General features: G+C 64.0%; 23 protein-coding genes and 2 tRNA genes. 7 read left to right on the forward strand and 18 right to left on the reverse strand.

The features are described 5' to 3' along the window. Positions 1-36 precede the first annotated feature (36 nt). The 4 genes from METLI_RS00980 to METLI_RS00995 all read left to right on the forward strand — a co-directional run bounded on the left by METLI_RS00980 (position 37) and on the right by METLI_RS00995 (position 5,764). Entirely contained in the window at positions 37-1,245 is a 1,209-nt protein-coding gene (locus METLI_RS00980; RefSeq protein WP_004037184.1) for a C45 family autoproteolytic acyltransferase/hydolase, read from the forward strand. Between the two features lie 158 nt (positions 1,246-1,403). Then, positions 1,404-2,129: an ABC transporter ATP-binding protein gene (locus METLI_RS00985; protein WP_004037185.1), complete on the forward strand. Its 726-nt coding sequence runs from the start codon at positions 1,404-1,406 to the stop codon at positions 2,127-2,129. Beyond that, a complete protein-coding gene (locus METLI_RS00990) occupies positions 2,122-3,516 on the forward strand; it encodes a hypothetical protein (RefSeq protein ID WP_004037187.1) in 1,395 nt (464 codons plus the stop codon). Before METLI_RS00985 ends, METLI_RS00990 begins: the two co-directional genes overlap by 8 nt. A 112-nt stretch (positions 3,517-3,628) precedes the next feature. Next, positions 3,629-5,764 carry a SpoIIE family protein phosphatase gene (locus METLI_RS00995; protein ID WP_004037189.1) on the forward strand — a complete coding sequence of 712 codons (2,136 nt, stop codon included), beginning with the start codon at positions 3,629-3,631 and terminating at the stop codon, positions 5,762-5,764. A 28-nt stretch (positions 5,765-5,792) separates the two neighbouring features. Here the strand turns inward: METLI_RS00995 and METLI_RS01000 are convergent, their stop codons facing one another. Beyond that, on the reverse strand, positions 5,793-6,539 hold the full coding sequence (locus tag METLI_RS01000) for a class I SAM-dependent methyltransferase (RefSeq protein ID WP_004037191.1): 747 nt from the start codon (positions 6,537-6,539) through the stop codon (positions 5,793-5,795). A 234-nt stretch (positions 6,540-6,773) separates the two neighbouring features. Between METLI_RS01000 and METLI_RS01005 the strand changes: the two genes are divergently transcribed. Further along, positions 6,774-8,084 (forward strand): hemolysin family protein, encoded by a 1,311-nt coding sequence (locus METLI_RS01005; protein ID WP_004037192.1) that lies wholly within the window; start codon positions 6,774-6,776, stop codon positions 8,082-8,084. 46 nt (positions 8,085-8,130) lie between these two features. Here METLI_RS01005 and METLI_RS01010 read toward each other — a convergent pair whose 3' ends face one another. The 15 genes from METLI_RS01010 to METLI_RS01080 form a co-directional block, all read right to left on the reverse strand. Then, complete coding sequence (locus METLI_RS01010) at positions 8,131-8,877, reverse strand: class I SAM-dependent methyltransferase (RefSeq protein WP_004037194.1); 747 nt, start codon at positions 8,875-8,877, stop codon at positions 8,131-8,133. A gap of 83 nt (positions 8,878-8,960) precedes the next feature. After that, entirely contained in the window at positions 8,961-9,686 is a 726-nt protein-coding gene (locus METLI_RS01015; RefSeq protein WP_004037196.1) for a TetR/AcrR family transcriptional regulator, read from the reverse strand. Between the two features lie 173 nt (positions 9,687-9,859). Beyond that, positions 9,860-10,702, reverse strand: coding sequence for an NAD(+) diphosphatase (gene nudC / locus METLI_RS01020; protein WP_004037198.1), 843 nt, complete (start codon positions 10,700-10,702; stop codon positions 9,860-9,862). A 58-nt stretch (positions 10,703-10,760) separates the two neighbouring features. Next, complete coding sequence (locus tag METLI_RS01025; RefSeq protein WP_004037207.1) at positions 10,761-11,561, reverse strand: EFR1 family ferrodoxin; 801 nt, start codon at positions 11,559-11,561, stop codon at positions 10,761-10,763. Positions 11,562-11,730: 169 nt separating this feature from the next. Then, the gene (locus METLI_RS01030; protein WP_048103568.1) at positions 11,731-11,943 is read right to left on the reverse strand and encodes a hypothetical protein; all 213 of its coding nucleotides are present in this window, start codon (positions 11,941-11,943) and stop codon (positions 11,731-11,733) included. A 232-nt stretch (positions 11,944-12,175) separates the two neighbouring features. Further along, positions 12,176-12,258: transfer RNA gene (locus METLI_RS01035), tRNA-Leu, on the reverse strand. 63 nt (positions 12,259-12,321) lie between these two features. Next, positions 12,322-12,597, reverse strand: a complete 276-nt coding sequence (locus tag METLI_RS01040) for an acylphosphatase (protein ID WP_004037209.1) — start codon at positions 12,595-12,597, stop codon at positions 12,322-12,324. Then, positions 12,594-13,040 (reverse strand): C-GCAxxG-C-C family protein, encoded by a 447-nt coding sequence (locus METLI_RS01045; protein ID WP_004037210.1) that lies wholly within the window; start codon positions 13,038-13,040, stop codon positions 12,594-12,596. The genes METLI_RS01040 and METLI_RS01045 overlap by 4 nt, the downstream gene beginning before the upstream one ends. 6 nt (positions 13,041-13,046) lie before the next feature. Then, positions 13,047-13,340: a hypothetical protein gene (locus METLI_RS01050; protein ID WP_004037211.1), complete on the reverse strand. Its 294-nt coding sequence runs from the start codon at positions 13,338-13,340 to the stop codon at positions 13,047-13,049. Between the two features lie 5 nt (positions 13,341-13,345). Then, positions 13,346-13,681 (reverse strand): cupin domain-containing protein, encoded by a 336-nt coding sequence (locus METLI_RS01055; RefSeq protein ID WP_004037213.1) that lies wholly within the window; start codon positions 13,679-13,681, stop codon positions 13,346-13,348. Between the two features lie 14 nt (positions 13,682-13,695). After that, positions 13,696-14,463 carry a 4Fe-4S binding protein gene (locus METLI_RS01060; RefSeq protein ID WP_004037215.1) on the reverse strand — a complete coding sequence of 256 codons (768 nt, stop codon included), beginning with the start codon at positions 14,461-14,463 and terminating at the stop codon, positions 13,696-13,698. Positions 14,464-14,500: 37 nt separating this feature from the next. After that, positions 14,501-14,971 carry a GNAT family N-acetyltransferase gene (locus tag METLI_RS01065; RefSeq protein ID WP_048103928.1) on the reverse strand — a complete coding sequence of 157 codons (471 nt, stop codon included), beginning with the start codon at positions 14,969-14,971 and terminating at the stop codon, positions 14,501-14,503. Between the two features lie 62 nt (positions 14,972-15,033). Further along, positions 15,034-15,249, reverse strand: a complete 216-nt coding sequence (locus METLI_RS01070; RefSeq protein WP_004037220.1) for a hypothetical protein — start codon at positions 15,247-15,249, stop codon at positions 15,034-15,036. A gap of 29 nt (positions 15,250-15,278) precedes the next feature. Further along, positions 15,279-16,109, reverse strand: a complete 831-nt coding sequence (locus METLI_RS01075; RefSeq protein ID WP_004037222.1) for a MerR family transcriptional regulator — start codon at positions 16,107-16,109, stop codon at positions 15,279-15,281. Between the two features lie 148 nt (positions 16,110-16,257). Next, positions 16,258-16,332: transfer RNA gene (locus tag METLI_RS01080), tRNA-Pro, on the reverse strand. A gap of 189 nt (positions 16,333-16,521) precedes the next feature. Between METLI_RS01080 and METLI_RS01085 the strand changes: the two genes are divergently transcribed. Next, positions 16,522-17,820, forward strand: a complete 1,299-nt coding sequence (locus METLI_RS01085) for a Fic family protein (RefSeq protein ID WP_004037224.1) — start codon at positions 16,522-16,524, stop codon at positions 17,818-17,820. 35 nt (positions 17,821-17,855) lie between these two features. On the opposite strand, the gene METLI_RS12620 is transcribed toward METLI_RS01085, so the two are convergent. Then, positions 17,856-18,011, reverse strand: coding sequence for a DUF1328 family protein (locus METLI_RS12620; protein WP_004037225.1), 156 nt, complete (start codon positions 18,009-18,011; stop codon positions 17,856-17,858). A 321-nt stretch (positions 18,012-18,332) separates the two neighbouring features. Between METLI_RS12620 and METLI_RS01100 the strand changes: the two genes are divergently transcribed. Further along, the gene (locus tag METLI_RS01100) at positions 18,333-19,358 is read left to right on the forward strand and encodes an AI-2E family transporter (protein WP_004037226.1); all 1,026 of its coding nucleotides are present in this window, start codon (positions 18,333-18,335) and stop codon (positions 19,356-19,358) included. Positions 19,359-19,381: 23 nt separating this feature from the next. On the opposite strand, the gene METLI_RS01105 is transcribed toward METLI_RS01100, so the two are convergent. Continuing rightward, the gene (locus METLI_RS01105) at positions 19,382-23,248 is read right to left on the reverse strand and encodes a DNA-directed DNA polymerase II large subunit (protein ID WP_004037227.1); all 3,867 of its coding nucleotides are present in this window, start codon (positions 23,246-23,248) and stop codon (positions 19,382-19,384) included. Between the last annotated feature and the right edge of the window lie 40 nt (positions 23,249-23,288).

Consider the following 23,288-nt stretch of genomic DNA (forward strand, 5'->3'; position numbering starts at 1 on the left):
GGGCAGGTTTATTCCTTCGGGAGAGGAGTTCATCTCATGAAAATCCTCTCCATTCTTATCGCACTTTCCCTCATCGTCCCGGCGATGGCGATCGCCCTCGCCCCGGCGAGTGCGGATGGTGCCGGCACCGATGCCGGGCTGAATCAGGTTGCCGTCTTCGGCAACGGCACGCGCTACGAGGCCGGATCGTATCACGTCGTCGTCCTCTCCGGCACCTACCGGGAGATGGGACGGCAGTTCGGCGCCCTGATGAAGGACGAACTCAAAGAAGAGTATGCGATGCTCCGCTCCCACTTCACGGCATCGGGATACACCGACGCAGAAGTGGGTGCATTCGCTCAAGAGGCAACAGCACTCCAGGCGAAACGCATGAAGGAGATACGGGCAGGCATCGCGGAGACCTCCGGTCTTTCCGCGGCTGAGGTCGATGTCCTCTACGAAGGGCCGATCGTCTACCTCACGACCTTCGGCGCGAAGGCGGGGTGCTCGTTCATGGCGGTATGGGGCAATTACACCCCGGACGGTTCGGTGGTCCTCTCCCGGAACTACGACCTTCCCAACGTCTTCTCGGCATTCTACCCCTACTACACCCTCACAGTCTACAACCCGACCGACGGGAGCAACGGCGTCGCGACCTTCGGACCGGCCGGGGCACGCCCCGAAACCCTGATGAACAGCGCCGGACTCTTCATCGCCGACGATAACGCTGCGGACTCCGGCAGCACCCTCGAGATCGCCGGCAGGCCCGACCTGATCGGGGAGTTCTTCAGGCTGATGCTCGACTACTCGGATATGGACGGACTCGACGCCGGGATCATGACCACCCGTGCGGACTGCGCATGGATCGTGAACGCGGCCGGGCCTGACCGCGCCTACTCCTATGAGGAGACGGTTTACGATATCAAGCGCCGCGAGGGCGAGGGCGTGATCGCGGCCGCGAACCACTTCGTCGACCCGTCGTGGCGGCTTGCGGCGCCCCCGGCCGAGCACTCGACCACGCGGTACGCCAATCTGCTCAGCCTCGCGGAGAAAAACCGGGGTTCGATCGACGGGGAGCGGATGGTCGAGATCCGCGACGTCCTGGTAGAGGACGGGGGCGCGACCTTCAGGCACACCATGCTCGGAGGCATGGCGTACTCCTCGGATCACCAGGTGGTCTTCGTCCCGGAGACCCGTATGCTCTGGATGAAGGTCGTGGACCGGGACTGGCAGAAGGTGGCGCTTGGGCCGCTCTTCTCGGTGTGATGGCGGCGGGCCATCCTGTGCCCCCCGCCTCTCGCAGGGCGACGCGGATGCACCACGCACTACAAAAACCAATCGATCCGCTCTCCCCTCTCTCCTCAAATCTCCTTTAAAAAAATTGATGAATCCCGAAGATCCACCTCTACCCGGAGACAATAGACGTGACCCCCGCACTCACCGCCCACACCCTCACCAAAACCTACGGCGAGACCACCGCCCTGGACGCCGTCACCCTCTCGGTCGAGCAGGGTGCGCTCTTCGGCCTCCTCGGCCCCAACGGATCGGGAAAGACCACGATGATCAAACTCCTCACCGGGCAGGTGCGCCCCTCGGGCGGCACGGCGACCGTCCTCGGCCGCGACGTCGCCGCCGATCCCGTCGGGGTCCGCTCCCTGGTCGGGATCATCCCCGAGCAGGAGACGCCCCCGAGTTTCCTCACCGCAGAGGAGTACCTCCGCCTGGTCGGGGCGATCAGGAAAATCCCGGACGTCGAGGAGGGGATGGCCTGGTGGTTTGACTACCTCGAATTCGGGGACAAACGCGACGTCCTCTGCAAGGACCTCTCGCGGGGCACCCGGCAGAAACTGATGTTCGCCCAGGCCTTCCTTCACCGCCCGGTCCTCGCCCTCATCGACGAACCCCTCATCAACTTCGACCCCATCATGCAGGAGCAGGTGAAGGACTACCTGGCCGGCTACGTGAAGGAGGGCAACACCATCTTCATCTCCACGCATATCCTGGAGATCGCCGAGGAGATCTGCTCGGACTTCGCCGTCCTCCACCGGGGCAGACTCCTCTCCACCGGGAAGGTGGCCGATATCACGGGGGCGGGCCGGCACCTCGGCGACTACTTCCTCTCCCTGGTCAGGACGGGCGGCCATGCTTGAACTCTTCGTCGGCATGATGAAGGAGGAGTGGCGGGTCCATGCCACGATGTTCGGGAGCCTCAGCTTCGCCCTCTACCCGGTGCTGATCTGCGCCATCGCCTTCATGGGCTCGTTCCTCCTCCCCCTGATCCGCCCGCTCCTCCCGTTCGGCGACCTCGCCCTCCTCACGCACGCCCTCTTCCTCCTCCTCGGCCTCATGATCGGGGCCTTCGGCCTCCTCATGAACGAGGTGATGGAGCGGCGCTTCGGCGAGGCGAGCACCCTTGCCTATGCCGCCCGCACCCTCCCCGTCCCGGAGCGGCTCCTCTTCGCAACCTTCGTCGTGAAGGACACCGTCTACTACTTCGCCCTCTGGGTGCTCCCCTTTGTCGCCGGGTTCGCCGTCGCCTCGCCCTTCGTCGGCATCCCCCTCTCGGTGCCGGCGCTTCTCCTCCTCACGCTCTCCCTCTCCTTCCTCACCGGCCTTGCGGCGGCCTTCTTCCTCTCGACCGTCTATACCCGATCGAAGCGGCTCTTTGCCGCCGTCTGCGCCGTCCTCCTCCTCGCCGCCGGAGCGGCGCACCTCGCCGGCCTCACCCTCTTCCTCCCGCTGGCCCTCTTCGCGTCCTTCTCGTGGGGGACGCTCCTTGCGGCCTGTGCCCTCGTCCTCGTCCCGGCCGCCCTCGCCGTCGCCCTGGTGCGGCCCGGATCGGCGGCGCGGGCGAAACGCCATGCCGACCTGCTCACCCCCCTCTCCGGGCGCCTCGCCCTCTTCCCGCACCCGGCCCTCGCCGCAAAGGACTGCATCGACCTCGTCCGGAGCGGCAGCGCCGTCGGCCAGACCCTCTTCTCCTTCCTCATCCCCCTCGGGGTCATCTGGTTCTTCCTCTCCCTGCTCGGCCGCTTCCTCCCGGCGTCAGGGATCCTCCTCCTCTTTGCGGTCCTCACCGGCGTGATCGCCTCGACGATCTACATCTGGCTCACGATGTTCGAGACCTTCGGGCCGTACGCCTGCCTCCCCCTGGGGGTCGCCGACGTGCTGAAGAGCAAGATCTGCAGTTTTGCGGTGCTGCAGGCGATCCCGGCCGCCTTCATCGCCGCCGTCACCCTCCTTGCCGGGGAGGCGGCCTACCTCCTGCCGGCACTCGTGCTCTGCCTCGCGGTCTCCTTCTACGGCCTCGCGGTGACGGTCTACCTCACCGGCCTCTCCCCGTCCGTCCTCCTCTACGATCCCCGGGTGCTCGTGCTCTACCTCTCTGCCATCGGCGCCCCGCTCGTCGCCCTCATCGCCCTCGCCTTTGCAAACCCCTGGTATGCGATGGCCTCCCTCGTGCTGCCCGCGGCCGGGTGGCGGATCGTGCAGCGGGGGTTTGTGAAATGGGAGGGGCGGGAGGTGACGGGGTTTTGAGGAGGAGATCGGCCCTATACGGTGGGCGGGCAGATCCCGGCAACCGGCCCGTCACCGCGCCGGGAACAGCGTTTGCAGCAGCAGCATTTTCCCTTCCGGGGTCGCAATCACCATGATGGGCGGCAGAAGGGCCTGGCACCGGATGACCGTCAGGGCGAAGATCCTGGCGGTTTTTCTCTCGATATCGATGGCGGCGCTCGGTATCGTCGGCTTTGCGGCGTTTTCGACGATGGGCGAGATGGGGTCGTACGCCCTCGAGAGCAGCGGTCAGCTGGGGAGCCGCGCCGTCTCGGACAGCACCGCCGCACTGGAGGCAAACGCCGAATCGTCGCTGGTGCGCCTTGCGACCGACCAGGCCGAGATCAGCGACGTGGTCTTCGAGCAGGTGGGCTCGGAGATGGAGGCCCTTGCAGGCTATGCCGATGCCGTGCGCCGGCGCCCGGTCTCCCCTGCGGCGCCCCGGCTCTACTCGCAGAGCGAACGCCCCGCGGACCCTGAATCGGCGTCGGTCTCTATTCTTGCGCCCGGCGTTGCGCAATCGTCGGTGAGCGGCGAACTCGCCGCCCTCTCGGTGATGGACGACCTCATCCGCCCCCTGCGGTCCTCCGACCCCCGCCTCACCCAGGCCTATATCGGCACGGGCTCGGGCATCCTGTGGGTCAACCCCTGGGTCGAGGGCGTCCCGTCGTCCTATGACCCGCGGACGCGGGAGTGGTTCGTCCGGGCGGCCGGGAGCGACCGCCTCATCTGGTCGGACCCTTATGTCGACGCCGGGGGAAAAGGGCTCATGGTCACCTGTTCGCGCCGGGTCGGGGCCGATGACGGCGGGTGGACCTGGGTCGTCGGGGCGGACGTGACCCTCGAGACGATCAACACCAGGATCATCGCCACGCAGGTCAGCGACCGCGGCTACGCCTTCCTCCTCGACAGCCGCGGGAACGTCGTCTCCCGCCCGGGGATCGGGGCCGGCGACCTGAGATGGGACGAGTCGTTCACCGCGGAGAACCTGCTCGACAGCGACAACGCGGCGCTCGGCGCCGTCGCCCGGGCGATGGTCGCGGGAAAGAGCGGGACGGCGCGGGTCGCCCTGGGCGGTGAAGAGAAGTACGTCGCCTACGCCCCGGTGCCAAGCGTGAACTGGAGCCTTGCCGTCGTGATGCCGGTCGACGAGATCGTCGCCCCGGCCGAGGAGACCCGGGCCCTGATCGTCGCCGCGACCGGAGAGAGCGGGGCCCACTTAAACCGGGAGATGGACGCCGCAAAAAGCCTGTTCTTTGCTCTCTTCGTCGCCCTCTTCATCGCGGTGACGCTCCTCTCGGTCCTCTTCGCCCGGGTCGTCACCCGCCCGGTCGAAGACCTCAGGCGCGGTTCCGAGGCGATCGGGGCCGGCGACCTCGACTACCGCGTCGAGATCGCCACCGGCGACGAGTTCGAGGACCTGGCGCACTCGTTCAACAGGATGGCGGCTGACCTCAAGGGTCATATCGACGAACTCCAGCGCACGACCGCGGAAAAAGAGCGGTTCGAGAAGGAGCTCGAGATCGCAAAAGGGATCCAGCAGAGTTTCCTCCCTGACCGTGCGCCCGAGATCCCCGGGATCGAACTCGCCGCGAAGAACGTGCCGGCGCTCGAAGTCGGCGGCGACTTCTACGATTTCATCCCGATTGCAAAAGACCGGTGGGGGCTGGTGATCGCCGATGTCTCGGGCAAGGGCGTCCCTGCGGCGCTGTTCATGGCCCTTTCCCGGACGCTGATCCGGGCGAGCGCCATGACCGATGCCGACCCGGCACGCTCGATCGAGCATGCAAACCGGCTGATCTGCGAGGACTCGAAGACCTCGATGTTCGTCACCCTCTTCTACGCCGTCCTGGATGCGCGGGAGATGACCCTGCACTATGTCAATGCCGGGCACAACCCGCCCCTGCTCTTCCAGGGTGCGGCCACCGACGTCCGTCTCCTCAGGGCCGAGGGGATCGCCCTCGGGGTGATCGACGACGCCGAACTCCAGTCGGTCAGGGTGGACCTTGCGCCCGGCGACGTCCTGGTGCTCTACACGGACGGGGTCACCGAGGCGATCAACGATAAAGATGAGGAGTTCGGGGAGGAGCGGCTGCTCAGGATCATCGCGGAGCACAGGGGCCGTCCGGCCGGGGAGATCCAGGAGCGGATCCTCGATGCGATCGCCGCCTTTGCCGGGGACTGCCCGCAGTTCGACGATATCACCCTGATGGTGCTGCGGGCGCTCTGAGCGGACGGCCCCCCCTCTCCCTCGCGGCTCAGCGTCTCCTCAGGATGAAGAACGCGTAGCCGTACTCGTCCCCGTGCTCCCGGTGCACCTCGATCTCCCGCTCGGAGAAGGCGACATGCGCTTCGGCGTCGGGATTGCCGGCCGCCGCCTTCTTCAGGTCGGGGAGCCGTTTCTGGAGCGGCGTATAGTAGTTGTCCCACCACGCCGATCCCGGGAGCCGGAAGGTGGCGACGACCTCATAGCCGGCGTTCCCGGCGATCGCAGCGGTTTCCCGCGCCCCTTTTATCGCCGGGTAGCAGTCGTTCCAGAACGCCACCGCCTCGGGCGAGGGCCGGTCGGTGAACCAGACCGCTTCGGTGAGGCATAGGTAGCCGCCCGGCCTGAGCAGCCGCTTCCACGACCGGAGCCCCTCCTCGAACCCCACGATGAAGATGGAGCTCTCCGCCCAGAGGACGTCGAAGGATGCATCCTCAAAGGGGAGGTCGTCCATGGACGCCCTCACCGTCGTGATCCGGTCGCCCACGCCGGCCGCCGCCGCTTTCCTGGCGAGATCGTCCAGGTACGGCTGGTGGATGTCGACGGCGGTGACATGGCAGTTCGGGCAGATCCGGGCGAGCTCGATCGTCTGCATCCCTGAGCCGCACCCGATGTCCAGGATCTCCGGGCGTTCAGGGAGGTCCTTCAGCATCGAAAACGCTTTTCTCGTGCACTCGTTGCTTCCCGGCCCCTGGCGGGGGAGCCCCTCGTGCATGGTAAAGAGGAATGATAGGTCCATTGCGGTTGATGCGTCGTCTGATCTCATAAAGGGTCTGGTTTTAGGGGGTGCTCGGGGAGGAGTGTGCGGGTTTGAAGCATAACAACCCTTATCAATCGTTATAAGTGTCGCCATCTGTAATGCACGTGAGCGCATCGGAAGGGCGGCTCCGCTTTCACCCCCGCACGATAAAACGTGGAACGCCGGTTTTATCACAATGGTTATACCTTCCGCCACGAGGATAGGAGCTCAAAGATGTCGTACCTCATCGAGATTGCCATCATCATTCTCCTCATCGTCCTCAACGGCATCCTCTCGTTGTCGGAGTTCGCCATCGTCTCCGCCAGGAGGGCGAAGCTCAGGCAGAGGGCGGACGAGGGGGACGCCGGGGCGGCGGTGGCGCTGGAACTCGCGGAAGAACCGACGCCGTTTCTTTCGACCATCCAGATCGGGATCACGCTGGTCGGCATCTTCGCCGGCGCATATGGCGGTGCGACGGTGGCCGAAGGGCTTGCCGCCTCCTTCGCCGCATTCCCGGCCCTCGCCCCCTATGCCGGGGCGCTCGGGATTACCCTGGTCGTCCTCGTCATTACGTACCTCACCCTGATCTTCGGAGAACTCGTCCCCAAACGCATCGCCCTCAATAACCCCGAAGATATCGCATCGGCCGTCTCGAAGCCGATGCGCATCCTCTCCCTGGCCTCGGCGCCTCTCGTGTTCATGCTCAGCCGGTCGACCGAAGCGGTACTGGGGATCATGCGCATTCGCGAGAGCACCGGGTCCCCGGTGACGGAAGAGGAGATCAAGATCATGCTCGAGGAGGGGACCGAGGCCGGGATCTTCGAGAAGGCCGAACTGAGCATGGTGCAGGGAGTGTTTGGCCTGGGCGACCGCCGCATCGAGTCCCTGATGACGCCCCGCTACGAGATCGTCGCCCTCGATCTCGACGACCCCGATGCGGAGAACCTGAAGAAGATGGTACGGAGCGGCCGCTCCAGCTTTCCTGCATATGAGGAGGACCTGGATGCCGTCGTCGGGATGGTATCGGTAAAAGATGTCCTCGCATCTCTGGTGGAAAGGGGATCGTCAGATGTCAGGGGGGCGATCACGGCACCGTTCTTCGTTCCCGAGTCCACCCCGGCCCTCAACGTGCTTGAGTCGTTCAAGGAAACAGGCATGCATATCGCGCTCGTCACCGACGAGTACGGCAATGTCACGGGTCTTGTCACCCTTCACGATATCCTCGAGGCCATCGTCGGCGACGTCCGCACCCCCGGAGAACCGGAAGAGACACCGGTCGTCGTCCGGGAAGACGGGTCGTGGCTGATTGACGGGAGCACCCCGATTGAAGAGGTCAAGGATGTTCTGGGGGTCAAACGCTTTCCCGGCGAGGCAGAGGGGCACTACCGTACCGTCGCGGGCCTGATCATGTATGCCCTGAACCGGATACCTGCGACAGGCGATCGCATCGTAATCGGGGATCTGCGGTATGAGGTCGTGGATATGGACGGAAACCGGGTGGACAAGGTGATGGTGGCGAGAGTTCCTCCGGCTCTTTCCGATTGAGGAATTCTTCGGGTTCGCACCGTCGCCCCGGCCCCTCCCCGGCGGATCAGAGGCTCCTGAGAACGAAGAACTCGTAGCCGTACTCGCTTCCGTGCTCCCGGTAGATCTCGATCTCCCGCTCGGAGAACGCCACCCGCGCCTCGGCGTCCGGGTTGCCGGCCGCCGCCTTCTTCAGGTCGGGCAGCCGTTTCTGGAGCGGCATATAGTAGTTGTCCCACCACGCGGAGCCCGGGAGCCGGAAGGCGGCGACGACCTCGTAGCCGGTGTTCCCGGCGATCGCAGCGGTTTCCCGCGCCCCTTTTATCGCCGGGTAGCAGTCGTTCCAGAACGCCGCGGCCTCGGGCGAGGGCCGGTCGGTGAACCAGACCGATTCGGTGAGGCAGAGGTAGCCGCCCGGCCTGAGCAGCCGCTTCCACGACCGGAGCCCCTCCTCGAACCCCACGATGAAGATGGAGCCCTCCGCCCAGAGGACGTCGAAGGATGCATCTTCAAACGGCAGGTCGTCCATGGACGCCCTCACCGTCGTGATCCGGTCCCCCACGCCGGCCGCCGCCGCCCTCCGGGCGAGGTCGTCCAGGAACGGCTGGTGGATGTCGACGGCGGTGATCTGGCAGCCCGGGCAGATCCGGGCGAGCTCGATCGTCTGCATCCCTGACCCGCACCCGATATCCAGGATCTCCGGCCGCTCCGGGAGGTCCTTCAGCATCGAAAACGCTTTTCTCGTGCACTCGTTGCTCCCCGGCCCCTGGCGGGGGAGCCCCTCGTGCATCGTTAAGATGAATGAAATGTCCATTGCCGTAGAATTATGCAGTCCCGGTTATTATACGGCGGTGGTCCGGAACCCAAAAGAGCGGGAATATCTTCGCTCCCGCGATTTTAAGGTTCTTGCCCCTTTCTCTTCTTGGGCGCCGGAGGTTCTGTTACATGGAATCCGAACGCCGCGAAATCCCTGACGTCCATCCTGTGGGAACCCTCGCCGGGAGAAAGCGCCGGCATGATGAACCTGAAGAATTCACCGGCGAACTGCTCGTAAGAAAATCCCTCCGCCTCGATCGCCAGTTTCCATTTATGCTCCATCGACAATATGCCCATAAAGGATGTCATCAGGTACATCGAGGTCAGGAACGGGTCGAGATCGGCCCGGATCGTCCTGTCGTCGATGCCCTCCTGGACCGCATCCTGCAGGATCTGGCGGCAGGTGCCGTAGCCCTTTCCGATCTCTGCGGTATAGGGGTTCTCTCCAGAGAAGCGCTCGGACCCGTAGAAGTGGATCAGGCGGAGATACTCCGGGTACTCCTGTGAGAACCGGTAATAGGCCTGGCCCATCAGGGCTACCTTGACGATGCCGGGGGCCTGTGCTCCCATGCATGCCAGGTATTTTTCCTTGAGGATCTCGACGCCGCGGAGGACGATCGTGGCGAAAAGCGTCTCCTTGTTTTTAAAATACAGGTAGATGGTCGCCTTGTTCAGTTCGACCTCCCGGGCGATATCGTCCATGGAGACGTCTTCGTACCTCCGGGAGAAGAAGAGACGCTCGGCTGCATCGATGATCGCGGTCTTTCGCTGTTCTTTTTCTCGCTGTCTTCTCTCTGCTGTTCCCATCCTGATGCTCCCGTTCGTGTGCCGGTGTTCACGACGCCGGATCTGATAGAGTCCCGCGATCTGCCGGTCCGGGCTGGCCCATGGGCGGATCCGACCGGCTTTGATTGTTTCCGTCAATTCGTTTCGAGGAAGAAACCTTTTCGGCTCCTTTCGCTCGTGATACCCGGCGGCGTTTAGACTTCCCGCCGGATCCAGGCCTCGATGAGCGCCCGCGTGATGCTCGCCCTCCGGGGAACGGGGGGCAGGGTGTCGCGGGTAAACCACCGGGCATCTTCAATTTCCCGGCCGTCGACCCGGATCTCTCCTCCGGCATAATCTGCGACAAAGCCGATCATGAGCGAATCGGGAAACGGCCAGGGCTCGCTCCCGAAGTACCGGAGGTTTTGCACCGCAACGCCGACCTCCTCGCCGACTTCGCGGTGGACGGTCTGCTCGAGGTTCTCGCCGGGCTCGTTGAAGCCGGCGATGACCGAGAAGGCCCCCGGCGGGGAGGCGGGGGAACGGGCGAGCAGGACCTCCTCACCGGATTTGATCAGCACGATGATGGCCGGGGAGATCCTGGGGTAGGTGATGCGGCTGCAGGCCGTGCAGATCCGTGCCCGCTCGGTCGTGAGCGGGCGGGTTCGTGCGCCGCACCTCCCGCAGAAGGCGGTCGACCGGTCGAAGTCGAGGATCCGCACGGCATAGGAGGCGACGGCCATGTCGCCGTCCGGGACCTTTCCGGACAGTTCCCTGACCGGCGACGGCTGCCAGCCGCCCGGCGGCGCGGCACCGTCCGGGACCTCGGCCGCATAGTAGACGAGGTCGTCGCGGGTGCCGAGGTACGCCGGCGCACCGCACGCCAGACCGGCGGGAAGGGGATCGGGCATGAGCACGGTGCCGGGGGCCGGGTCGCTCTGGAAGAGCACGGAACTGCCCTGGACCAGGACCCAGCGTTTCCGTGCGGGCGCCGGCTCCTCCGGCTCCGGGTAGACCGGGAGGAGGGGGCGGACTGCGTAGAACGGGCGGTGCTCCATCAGGTATCCCCGGTATGGAGCCGTGAAGATCTCCTCGTTGCCATGATGAATCTCCTCGTTATAGGAAGTATTCCGGCTCTTTTCGCTCGCTATAGAGCGTATGGAGGCGCAACGATGCGTCCCTCACCAGGCCGGGCTTCATCGTCCTCGCGTGTTTTGGGCAGCGTTTGATGCAGGCGCAGCAGGTGATGCATTTTTTCGTGTCGATCGCCGTGCTGTCCTCCGGATCGATGGCGCCGACCGGGCATACCTCCGCACAGGTCCCGCACCGGACGCACGCATCGCCGACCGCGATGAAATCGACCGTCCAGAGCTTCGAGTCCCCCCGGTACGGGCGGCATCCGGGTATCGCTCCATCGGGGATCTGGTCGGCCGATGCGATGGCATCGAGTTTTTCCCGGATTTTCCGTCCGAACGACTCCGCGTGGTGCAGGTCGCCTGCATCCGGGCGATCTTTAGCCGTCGGCGTCTCGTCGGTGGAGAACGAGTGCTCCCCGATATAGGCCGCCCCGGCGATCGGTCTGCACCCGCACCCGGTCAGGATATCTTCGAGCTCGATGAGTGCATCGTCATACACCCGGTTGCCGTAGACGACGACACATACCGCCGGCGTGTTCCGGGCGGCAATCGCGTGCAGCCATTCGGTTACGAGGGCCGGCACCCTCCCCATATACACCGGCACGCCGACGACGAGCAGTTCGTTTTCCGATGTTTCGAGCGGTTGCACTCTCGCATCAGGTCGGGTGATATCCAGCAGTTCCACGTTTTCATGCTGTATTCCGCGTGCAATGCCCTGGACCACCGCTTTCGTCGTTCCCGTGGGTGAGAAATATACCAGTTTCACCGATTCCGTTTTCATTTCATCTGCCCCGTCAATAGTCTCTGAATTGTGCAAACGACACCGTTCATTCGCCTTCAATCCCCCGTGGGTCCTCGTCCCTCTCCCATCGGGGGGTGTCGCTCCGGGATGCTGCCCGGAGGGGGTTTCACCAGAACTGTCTAACTCTTAGTTATATTATAACTATCGGTTATCGGATGGATGCGAGCTGGATATCATGGTGCACCGGGGGAAAAATGATCCGGTCTTCCTCGACGTCGGGCCGGCCCGCCGCAGAGCCCACGCCCGGTCGGATCACGTTCTCCCGATCGGGACGAAACGGGATATGCCGGACCCGGATCACGTCGCCCTGGCCCGGCCCCTCGAAGGTCAGGACGTGGTAGCCGCGTCTGATCCCTTCCATCGCATACGGGTGGAGTTCCTCCTGGCAGCCGTCGAAGCCGGTCTGGACGATGAGGAGCGGCCTGGGTATAGTGGCGAAGTACTGAGATCACCATTTTTTAGATGCTGCAAGCGGGCAAGAAATCTCAAAAATACACGCTCTTCCAATCTTAAGTTAGAAAAATGTGTACATCACACACAAAATAAGGTGGAAAAATGTGTACGGGAGACACATAATCTATACTTAAAGAAAATGCGAGAGGCCGGATTCGAACCGACGGACCCCTGCGGGAACAGATCTTGAGTCTGTCGCCGTTAGCCACTTGGCTACTCTCGCAATTTGCAGACAGTATTCGCCCGGCCCACTCTAATACCTATCGCCGGGCAGAATCCCCGGCGCTCAGTACCGGATCGAAAACGCCCCTGACGCCCCGGCGGGCGCTTCCCGCCGCACCTCGACCCCGTCCACCCGCGCCCCGGGCGGTCCCCGCCGGCAGAAGGCGATCATCTCCTCGACCATCTCCTCCTCGCCCTCGAAGACCGCCTCCACCCGTCCGTCAGGGAGGTTTCGCACCCACCCGGCAACGCCGCGGCCTCTGGCCTCCTTTTCGGTTGCGTACCTGAAGCAGACCCCCTGCACAAGCCCGCTCACGACGACGTGCGCCCGCAGCCTCATAACTCCTTCAGGATCTCCTCCACGATCCCGGCGGCGTCCGCCACATACCCGGTGCACCGCTCTGAAAACACCCCGGCCGCCCTGGCCGCCTCCAGGCCCCTCGGGCCGGAGAGGTCGAACCCCACCAGTTCGGTGCAGTTCACCGAGCCGTGGCGGGCAGAAAACCGGCGGATAAACTCCCGCACCAGGGCGTAGCACCGCTCCTTCCCCTCCCGGTCGCCGGGCACGGCGGTGCCGCGGGCGATGCCGAGCACCAGCACGGCGCCGCTCACCGCCCCGCAGGTCCGGTCGGTATGGGCGAGCCCGCCGCCGAAGCCGCAGGCAAGTTTCCTCACCGTCTCTTCATCCAGGCCATAGTCGCGGGCGAACACGGAGGCGACCGCCTGCGCACAGTTCAGGCCGCCGTCAAAGGCGCGTGCAGCCTCTTCGGATCGTTCTGACATCCGGGATCATTCCTGCGGCCGCTTCTGCCCGGCCGCCGCCTGCCGGTATTCAGCCATCAAAGCCGCCGCATAGGCGTCGGCCTTCTTCGTCGGGACGTAGTTGAAGGCCCGCACCCTTCTGAGCACCTCCTCCCTCACCTCGTCCTCGCGGGAGAGGCCGAGGGCGATCACGTCGCCCAGGATCCGGTCGAGGTGGTCGATCCCGATCTCCTTCCCGTCGATGAGGATCTTCCTGATCGCCGGACCTTCCGGGACAACGCCGCCGCAGACCGTGCAGTAGTTCCCGTCTTTATCGTCCATCCGTATCACTCCCTGATCATGATCAGCATCATCTTAAAGGGCGTCACTGCCGAGAGGGCGTGGGGGGCGTTCGCCGGGAAGATGATCGTCTCCCCCTCGGTCATCTGGTGCGTCTCCCCGGCGAGCCAGACCTCGCACTCGCCCTCCAGGATCGTGACGACGGCGTCGTAGGGCGCCGTGTGCTCGGAAAGCCCCTCGTCCTCGTCGAAGGAGAAGAGGGTGATGCTCCCGGCCGGGCGGTTGACGATCATCCGGCTCGCCACGGTCCCGTCCTGGTAGGCGACAAGGTCCTTCAGGCGCAGGACCTTCCCTTTGATTTCGTTTCGTTTTTCATCGGTCATGGATACTCCTCTCTTCACCGTCGTGCATAATGAAGAGCTCCCTCCGCCGGGCAGACCTCGACGCACCTGCCGCACATGTAGCACTCGGCCTTCGCGTCCGTCTTCTTCGCCTCGTCGACCGGGCACGCCCGCTCGCATCGCCCGCACTCGATGCAGAGGTCGGTGCGCACGAAGCGGTACAGGGACTCCGAGGAGGCGACGGCGAGCAGGGCGCCGTACGGGCAGATAAACCGGCAGAAGGGACGGTAGACGAACGCCGAAAGGGCGAGGATGCCGAGGAATATCGCCGCCGGGACCCCGAGGGCGAGGTGGAAGAGGTCGTGGACGCCGAGGGCGCCCAGCAGGTTGAAGGAGAAGAGCAGCCCCGCGGCGAAGAAGGCCAGGAAAACCCCGCCCCGCACCGCCATGGAGACCTTCTTCTGCGTCCGCCCGACCTTCTTCGGGGAGAGGTGTGCGGCGATCTCCTGCAGGGCCCCGACCGGGCAGAAGTGCCCGCAGAAGATCCGCCCGAAGAGGAGGGCGAGCCCGAGCATCACGGCAAGCCCGACGGCGACCAGCAGCACCGGCGCCCCGAGCCCCGCAACGTCCCGCAGGACGAGGAGCTGGAACTGGTACGGCGCCACCGGGGAGAAGATCAGAAAACCGAGCAGGGCGGTGACGGCAAGAATGGGCAGCCCTTTCCTGCGCGAGAACCTGCCGGTGTGCCAGAGGTAGGCAAGGGCGAGAATGCCGGCAAGGGCGTAGACCAGCCCGACCGCTTTCGGAACCGATGCGAAGACCATATCCTCTCACTCTCCGGCAAGGGATAAAATGGTGGTGTCACCGGGAGGATAACACCGGCCGGGCGAACTCCTGTTCGAAGAAGACGTAGTCTGAACGGGCCATGCCGAGGCGGCGGTAGGTCTCCTGGGCGGCCGTGTTCTCCTTCTCCACGTACAGGCGGAGCCCGACCACGCCGGGCCGCTCCCGTGCGGCCGCCTCGACGGCGGCGAAGATCCTGGTGAAGACCCCCTGCCGCCTGAAGGCCGGCGCCACATAGACGCTCTGGATCCACCAGAAATCGCCGTTGCGCCAATCGCTCCACTCGTAGGTGACCATCGCCTGCCCGACCACCTCGCCTCCGGTTTCGGCGAGGAGGTAAAACCCCCGCCGCGGCTCGGCGAGCACCGCCTCCACCCCCGCCCTGACCGTCGCCGGGTCGAGGGCCCGCCCCTCGGTCTCCATTGCCATGGCGATGTTGTGGGCGGCGATCACGCCGGCGTCATCAGGCGCGGCCGGACGCAGCCTCATCTCTCTCCCGTTCACGCGGGAGAGGTTGGGAATGCAGGGTAAGGTGTTTTTCGGTCGGCCCTCTACCGCGGCGGCCGGCATTTTTCCGGGCAAGCGGAGATCCGCCCGGTCTCGGGATCGAGTTCGTAGTCGCCCGGGTGCTCCACGAGGTCCAGGGCGTTGATCTTTTGATCGATTAAGTCCTGGTAGGTGAACCCATAGGTCGCGGAATCGGTCCCTTTTTTGTATTCGACTACGATGCCGTTCACTTTCTTCGACGCCCCCGTAATGGCTTCCATGGTGCTGAATGCACGACACCATACTTGAATCATTCGGCCGGCTGGATGGGGTACTGCACTTCGGTGCGGATCTCCTCCCTGCCGACCTCGTGCGGGCTGTTATAGTAGAGCTCCCGGTCGGGCCCGGCGAGGGCGAGGCCGTGCTCAGCGGCGTATGCGGCGATCGCACCGTACGCCCCGAAAAGATCTTCGTACGGCCCGGTGTGGACGACAGAGATCGCCGTCACCGCGGGGAGCACCTTCACCTCCACCCCCTCTTCGACGGCGATCCGGCCGGCGACCGGGACGGCGATCTCAATGTCGGCGTCGCTCTCCCTGTACTCCTCGTCGTGGCAGAGCATCATCACCGGGCCGGTGATCCGCACGCCGTTGCGCAGGTTCTCCGGCGTATGGATGGCGGCCATCAACTCCTCGATCAACCGGTGGCATACGTCCTCGTAGGTGCCCTTTTCTCTCCGTGCGATCACCCGGATCTCCGGGATCTCCTTTACATTTGGTTCTGACAGCGACATGATATACACCTCTTCGGGGGAGGCCCACCTCTGGAGGGCCTCCTCGATCGCGCTGAGGCGCCCCATCTCCTGCCGCACCGCGGCAAGACGCCCCTGCATCATGGCCGCCGCCGTCGTCTCGTCTGCATCAAGGATCCGCCCGATCTCGTCGAGGGAGAAGCCGAGGTAAGAGAGGCTCCGGATCCGGATCCCCCGCTCGATCTGCGAGATGGTGTACGAGCGGTAGCCGGTGATCCGGTCCTTCGCTCCCGGCACCAGAAGACCTTTCTGGTCGTAGAGGCGCAGTGCCTTCTGCGTCAGGTGCGTGATAAGCGAGAACCGGCCGATGGGAATCTGGTCGACGGTCATGTGCGACAGAGCATGGGGGAGGTGTTCACATCATATGCCGCAGTCTGCCCCGGGTCAGGGTCGAGAAACGCCGGAGCGGACCTTCCTGAGATCGATCGGCATGACGGTATAAGAACGGATCGTGATGGAAAAAGACCTGCACAAAAAGTGGGATCGCTGAGATTTGAACTCAGGTCAGAGCGTCCCGAACGCCCTAGGATGGACCAGGCTACCCTACGATCCCGCTGAAGCACATAAGTTTGGCGCCGGTAGTATTTGAGCACTTCGGAAAACGACGGACGTGTGGTGCCGGGAGAGAGGGAGAGGCCGGGGGGCCGCGCGTGGTATCAATATCTATCAATTTGTTTCATATTGATAGATACTGATATCAGGTACCAGGTGAAAAGGATCGTTCGGCCAGGAGACCAGGTCCATGAAGATACCGCAGATGCCCACCTATACGGACGAAGACGAGAAGATGGCCTGGGAGATGGCCAGGGATATGGACGTAATCGACGCCGTCTTCGCCTGCAACAAAAAATACCTCCACTGGGAGGAGATAAAATACCGGAAACTTCCGGCAGACCCGAAACACATCTGGTTCCTGATGAAGGTTTTCAGGGCGAGGAATACACGTTCTGTCGGTTTCGGGCCGTGGAAGTTCCGTTTTGCGCTCGATGACGAGTGCTGGAAAAAACTTCATCTCCTGGATACATCGGCCGGGGGAAGCCTTGCGAGTATGATCGACGCCGTGGGGCAGGATAAAGAGCGCTATATCGTCAACTCCCTGATGGAAGAGGCGATCGCCTCAAGCCAGATCGAGGGGGCGGCGACGACCAGGGTCGCGGCGAAACAGATGCTCCAGGAGCGGAAGAAGCCGAGAAATCGGGACGAGTTGATGATCCTGAACAACTACCTGACGATGAAGGAGGTGGCCGGGCTCAGGGGCGAACCCCTCTCGCCGGAACTGGTCCGGAGGCTCCATGCGATGATCACCCGCGGCACGCTTGAGGATCCCGCGTATGAAGGAGCGTTCAGGGAGAACGATGATATCCGCGTCGTCGACTCGAGCGGGGCCGTCCTCCACGTCCCGCCCCCCCACGAGGAGATCGAAGGGCTTGTCGACGAGCTCTGCGCCTTTGCAAATGGCGAGGAAGAGGAGTTCATCCACCCGGTGGTGAAGGGGATCGTGCTCCACTTCCTGATGGGGTATATCCATCCCTTCAATGACGGGAACGGCAGGTGCGCGCGGACGCTCTTCTACTGGTACGTGCTGAAACAGGACTACTGGCTCTTCGAGTACATGGCGATCTCGCGCGCGATCAGGGAGAGCCGGGGGCAGTACAAGCGGGCCTATCTGTACACGGAGACGGACGAAAACGACCTGACCTATTTCATCAGGTACAACCTTGACGTCATCGAGAAGACGATCGAAGAGGTCCGGGCCTATATCAAAGAACAGCAGGAGAAGCAGATAGAAGCGCTCCACCTCATCGAGCATGCCGGGGACTTAAACCTCAGGCAGGTGGAGATCCTGAAGATGCTGATGAGGCGCCCGGAACGCCCCATGACCATCAAAGAGGTGATGGAGGTCTTCGGCGTGGCCTACGGGACGGCGAGGAGCGATCTTTTGCGGCTGGCCGGGGCCGGATACGTGGAGAAGAGGACGATGGGGAAGGAGTTTGTGTTTCTGTACGGGGGGTCGGGCGGTGCCCCGCCTTCTCGCCCGTAATCTCCCCCCGTTCGCTCAAAAAAGAGAGGGTGGCGCTACAGGAAGAACGAGATGATGGCGAGTATGATGAAGATGATCACGAGCCACTTCGCGATGGTCATCGAGAGCCCTGCAACACCCTTTGCCCCCAGCACATAGGCAACCAGCGCCAGGATGAGAAATAGGATCGCCAGTCCGATCAGGTCTGCCATGATTCAATCCCTCCGGTGATCGGCAGATGGGGGGCGGGGATGATAATAGTATTGTCCCGGCAGGGCTTCGAGCGGGAAATACCCGGCGGGATGCGCAGGGAAGGCGGCGCCCCGGAAAACTCCCCGACGGGCGTATGAGGCGCTCCGACGTTTTTTTTTTCTGTCCAGATATTTTTCTTCGCCTCCGCACCGGCTTTGTGCGCTTCGATCTTCACGTCGTCGACGGCCGTATGGGCCCTGACACGGAGAAGTGTCCCCTGATGCCATGCGGGCCGATCTCCCGGCGCATTATTTATATCCGGCCCAATCCAGGTTATCACTATGGCGGTGGTGACGATCAGCGAAGATCAGAAACTGCTGCTGCTCATCGGCACGGTTTTCCTGATCGCCACTGTCGCATTCTGGCCGCTCATGACCGTGTTTGTCTGGGCGATCGCTCTTGCCAGCGCACTCATGCCCTTCCACAAACGGTTTTTACAGCGGGTGAAGCCATCGGTCTCTGCCACGTTAATCACCCTCGGCGTGGTCCTCGTGATCCTGGCCGTCAGTTCGCTGGCCGCGAGCGTGTTCTATGCCAACCTCGAGTTCATCGGGAGCATGGTTGCCGCGATGGTCCAGGGGCTGCAAAATACCAGACTTGCTGCATTCCTGCCTACGTTCACGGCAGACCAGCTCTCCGATATGCCCCAGACGCTCGTCCAGCTGATGCTGCAAACGCTCCTCTCGACAACCCAGAACCCGGTGCTTTTCGTTCTCCAGATCATCATTCTCTTCCTCGCCCTCTCGATGCTGGTCTATTACGGCGAGCAGATCTGGGGGGTGTTGACGCGCAACCTCTCCCCGAAACTCTCGTCCGCCGTTGATATGATGGCGGAGATCACCGAGAACACGATCTATTCCCTCATCATCATCCAGGTATCCGCGGCCGTGATCACGTTCATCCTTGCCGTTCCGTTCTTTTACTTCCTGGGCTACGGGCACGAGTTCCTGTTTGCGACCATGGTCGGGTTTGCCATGTTGATCCCCCTCATCGGCGCCCAGCTGGTTCTGGTCTTTTTTGCGCTCTACCTGCTCGCCCTCGGGGACATCAAAGGGGTGTTCATCGTCATGTTCATCGGCTATCCCCTCCTGAGCGGCTGGATTGATTTCTATTACCGGCCCGTGATGATGAGGAGACGGGTTGCGGTGCATCCGGTCTTTATGATCATCGGGATTTTCGCCGGCGTCCCCTTCATGGGGTTCGTGGGCTTCATTATCGGGCCGGTGCTCGTTTCGCTCGCGGCGGTTTGCTTTAAAATATATGCCGACCGGACGAGAACGGCGGCGGTCGGCGAAGAATTCTCCTGAAGGGCCCGCGGTCGCCCTGGACCTCACATGAAGTCCGCGAGCCCCAGCTGCTTCTCCCGCTCCTTCCCGAAGGTCGAGTCGATCGCCATGTCCAGCACCTCGACCCGCTGCTTCGTGTAATCCGAGATGGCGTACTTCTCGCACATCCGCCTGGACATCTCCAGGTACTTCTTCACCGAGGCCTCGTGGACCGTCTGGTTCACCTTGCCGCCGCACTTCGGGCACTTCCCGGCGAGCGGCATCCGGCGGTACTTCGTGGCGCATTTCGTGCACCGCACCGTCTGGGAGGCGAACGCCCGCAGGTTGCCCATCAGGTCGCGGATGAAATGGGTGTTGAGCACCCGTTCGGCGACGTCGTCGACGTCCACCGCCCGAATCTTCTCGCCGAGTTCGAGTTCGGCCTCCATCTTGTCGAACATCGAACCGAGCGTCGTATAGGTGGATTCGAGCGGGCCGGCCGAGATGTCGGCGGTGTCGTGGGTGAACCTGAACCCCTCGTACTGCCCGGGCGTCCCGACCCGCAGGTCGACGTGGTCGATCGCCTTCTCGAGCTCCTTGGGCGGGGCGTAGCGGAGGGCCGCCTCGTAGAGTTCGAGGGGATAGCGCTCCATCACGTCGACGTTGAGGCTCTCCTTGTCCACCTCTTTGGGGTCGAGGCGGGTGGTGAGGACGAGAGGGGCGTCCATCGACCCGCCCCTGGTCTCCGGCAGGAAGGAGCGGGAGAAGTTGATCAGCCCGTCGAGGAGGAACATCACGCAGTCCTCGTCGCCGTCGCACTGCCCGCAGAAGATCCCGTTTGCGGCGAGGGTGTGGTCCTCGGCGACCGTCAGGCAGTAGACCTGCTCCTCGGGGCAGAGGATGTACCTGACCGCCGTGACCGTATCGGCGATCACCTGACCGCCCTCGGCGACCGGCACCCGGTCGCCCTCCCGCACCTCCATCGCCATCACCTTCCGCAGGTAGCAGAGGTCCCAGACGAGCATCGTGTGCTCTGGGGTCACTTCGAGGGTCTTGCCGCGGGCGGTCTCGAAATGGATCAGGTGCTTCGGGGCGCGGTGGATCGAGACCGCCGTCACCCGCCTGAGTTTCGTGTTCCCCTGGGAGTCCACCGCCTGCACCGCCGCATACCGTTTCGGCGGCGACCAGTGGGTGCCGGCGGCGTCCAGGCCCGGTTCGGCGAGGTCGAAGTTCTCCAGGACGAACTGGCGGACCGGCATGCTCCGCCACCCCTTCTCTTCGAAGACCCGGATCTCCGTATCCCCGGCAAAACAGTTCCGCCGCTTGGCGGCGTGGTAGAAGGGGTGGGCATAGCCGACGCTCGCCTTCGTGAACCCGAGCAGGCGGCAGAGCACGCCGGCCGAGGTGTGCGGCGCAAGCCCGATGAGCATCTGGCCGATGAGGTCTGAGGGTTTTTCGGCGTTGTAAAACCGCGGCAGCCCGTAGAACTTCTCCAGCAGGTCGTCGAGGAACTGCGAGACCTTCAGGAGCCAGTCGCCGCACTTCTCCGAGACCAGGATGTCCTGGCAGCGGAGCTCCAGGACCTGGTCGGACGAGGTGAGGGGTGCGCCGTTGTAGTCGTGGGTGTAGCCGATCGCCACCAGCCGCTCGACCGGGGCGCCGATCTCGCGCGGGCGGACATGGGTGACCGGAAGATCGATCATGTCGTAGCGCACCGTCCCGTCCTTGAAGACGTAGACCTCGTGGGCCGCCCGCAGAACGCCCTTCTCCAGGGGCTCGATCGTCCGGTCGCGCGAGATCATCCCCTTGACGCCCTTCACGAGTTTCACGGCGTTCTCCCGCATCCCGAGACGGGCGCAGGCGGCGGCGTACTCCTCCTTCACCCGCAGGTCGGTCTCCAGCAGGCAGACCGTCGGCCCCTGGCAGGCCGGGCAGACCGGGCCCTGCACCTCGCGGTTGCAGCGCGGGCAGCGGTAGACCGGCGTCGTGTGGGTGCCGCATGCCTCGCAGCGGTTCTTGAAGGTGACGGCCCCGCACTGCGGGCAGCGCCGCTCCCCGGTCTCTGCGTGGATCGTCCCGCCGTCGGCGTTGCTCCGGTCCTTATACGCCCCGGCGTTCTGCACCGAGCGGCGGGCGCCGCCCGACTCCCCCACCGGAAAGAGCACGTGGGGTGCGGGCTTCATCTCGCGGGGCTTGGACTTGCCCGGCCTGCCCATCCGGCCGCCGATCCGTGTTCCCGCCTTCGAACGGAGCGTAAACCCGGAGAGGTGGGAGACCAGCGCCAGGGAGGGCCCGTCAGGAGCGTCCTCCCATGTCCGGCGGAGGTTGAGATCCAGGCTCAGGCCCAGGCAGGCGAGGAAGACGAGATAGGTGCGGATCACGACCTCGTCGCCCTCGACCGTGTGCGGGACGAGCACCTCCTCCAGGATCGCCTTCAACTCGGGGTCGTTTACGACCCGCAGGGCGTCGCCTGCGATCCGGCCGCGCTCCGAGACGATCCCGGCGAGGCGCCTGATCTGCGCCGGGGCGAGGTCGTCCCAGAACCAGGTGTAGTCCGGGTGCAGGGGGGCGCCGGAGAGGGCGAACTCGATCGCCTCCATCTCGTTCTCCGGGTGGCGGGGGCCGCCCTCCTGGAGCCACCACTCCTCGCAGTAGGACGATGGGATCAGGGGGTGGTTGTTCTCCAGGAACTCGCCGTACGAGATGAGGATCTCGCCGACGTCCAGGATCCGCACGATCGAGGGGCCGATCGCCAGCGCCTCGGCGGTGTCGTCGACCCGCCGCACCTCGCCCGAGGCGAGGAGGACCGTCGGCCCCTCGATCGTGTCCACCGGGACCACGCCCGCCGCCTTGCCCGGGCGCTCGGTCTTCATCTGGGTGCCGACGGCCAGGTAATCGCCCAGGATGTGCAGGGTCGCCGGGTGAAAGCCGGCGGCGGCAAACCCGGTGTTTCTTGACCGGCCGTACCTGAGGCGAAACCCGCCTTTCCTCATCGGGTACGAGAAGACCGGCCTCCCGCCGATCAGGTCGCGGATGTACTTGTCCTTCGGGTGGACGCCGGGCTCCTCCTCCTCGTCGGACGACTTCGAGGCCACGCCGTCGATGATCTGCTGGAGCCAGTCCCAGCCTTCCATCTTCATCTTCTTGACGTTCTTCATCACCTTCGGGGCCTTGAGAGCAAGCCCCTCGGCGACGACCAGGCACATCCCGCCCCGCACGGTGTTCGTCTCCACCCGTTCGAGGTTCCGGTAGCCCGAGACCTCCTCGCGCTCGGTCGGTTCGCCGTCGATGCAGACCGGGCAGTTCTCGATGATCAGCCTGATCTCGGCCTCGCTGGGCATGTACTGCATCGACTGGATCCCGTTGTACTGCTTGAGCTCCTCGATGTAGCGCTCAACCTCTTCCTTGCGGGGCTTGTAGCGGTCGATCCCGAGGGCCTGGCGGACATAGTCGCCCACCAGCACGGAAAGCGCCTGGGCGGTCCCGCCGGCCGACCGGATCGGCCCGGCATAATAGACCTTCAGGTACTCGGTGCCGTCGTCGTTCTTGCCGAACGCCACCTTGGCGATCCCCTCGGTCGGCGCCGCCACCACGCCCTCGGTTAAAATCCCCATCGAGGTCCTGATGGCGTGGTCGACGATCTCCTCGCGCGTGGTCTCTCCGAAGATCTTCGCAACGAAATCGTCGCCGATCTTCAGGGAGACCTCCTCGCGGGACATCTCTTTTTCCAGGATCCGGACCCGCTCTGCGACGCCCTTGACCCCGACGAGCACCTCGACGCGGTCGCCGATATCGTTCGCCCGCGGGATCTCGACCGTCGTCGTCGGGTCATACCCCCGGGACCGGGCTATTTCCGCGACGCTAAGGGCTTCGTTAAGGTTTTCCTCGAGCCTCCTGAAATATTCGGCCATTGCCGGGGAGACCGCAACCATGAGGGTACAATAGCACCCGCACCGGATAAAAAATATCTTC

It is taken from the genome of Methanofollis liminatans DSM 4140 (genome assembly GCF_000275865.1).
GTDB classification, from domain to species: domain Archaea; phylum Halobacteriota; class Methanomicrobia; order Methanomicrobiales; family Methanofollaceae; genus Methanofollis; species Methanofollis liminatans.